This window comes from Haemophilus haemolyticus (genome assembly GCF_003493685.1).
Classification (GTDB): Bacteria; Pseudomonadota; Gammaproteobacteria; order Enterobacterales; family Pasteurellaceae; genus Haemophilus; species Haemophilus haemolyticus_O.
Window position 1 is genome coordinate 1 of sequence record NZ_QQJW01000030.1, and the last position, 719, is coordinate 719.

Here is a 719-nt window from a genome sequence, read left to right on the forward strand (position 1 = left end):
GGGGCTGTACTAGATAACTAGATCTAAATCCCCTTAACTAATTGTTTTAAAATGGAAATTTGAGATTTTATTTCACTGTTGTTAAAACGCCATTCACATTCCTTTAAATATAGCTCAAAATGCTCTTTGGGAATGCCATTAAACTTCCGTAAGTGGCGTTTTGCTTGATTCCAAAAATTCTCAATTCCGTTTATGTGGTTGTGATTTTCAGCAAAATGCGTGCTGTGATTGATGCGAAAATGGCTAAATTCACTGACATCAAGCACATCATAACTACGAAAAGTATCCGTGTACACAATGCTATCAGGCTTAACTTTCTCTCGGATAATTGGCAATAATGTCGCTGATTGCGCATTAGGGACAACGACGGTATAAACCTTGCCATTTCTTTTGAGAAGCCCGAATACTGCGACTTTTCCCACGGCACCGCGACCACGCTTGCCTTTTCGAGTACCGCCGAAATAGCTTTCATCGGCTTCAATCTCGCCTTCAAACATTTCCAAATGGGGGCTTGTTTGATAGATGAGTAAGCGTAATCGATGAAAGTAATAAGCGGCTGTATTTTTGTTTACATTAACCAATGCACTGGCTGTTCTTGCTGTGACACCTGCGACAAACAGTTCAATGAGTTTATTTTGTTTATGCTGACTTAAGCGACTTTTTCTCATTGGTTTATTCTAACCTAAATGGGATTTTTAGTCGTTATCTAGTACAGCCCC

Annotated in this window: 1 protein-coding gene; it reads right to left on the reverse strand. The window is 39.5% G+C overall.

Annotation, left to right across the window (positions count from 1 at the left end):
• Positions 1-23 precede the first annotated feature (23 nt).
• Complete coding sequence (locus DV434_RS10600; RefSeq protein WP_118786135.1) at positions 24-668, reverse strand: IS1595 family transposase; 645 nt, start codon at positions 666-668, stop codon at positions 24-26.
• Positions 669-719 lie beyond the last annotated feature (51 nt).

Excerpts from the sequence above, each read along its gene's own strand:
- DV434_RS10600 (WP_118786135.1), bottom strand. The coding sequence starts at position 668 with ATGAGAAAAAGTCGCTTAAGTCAGCATAAACAAAATAAACTCATTGAA.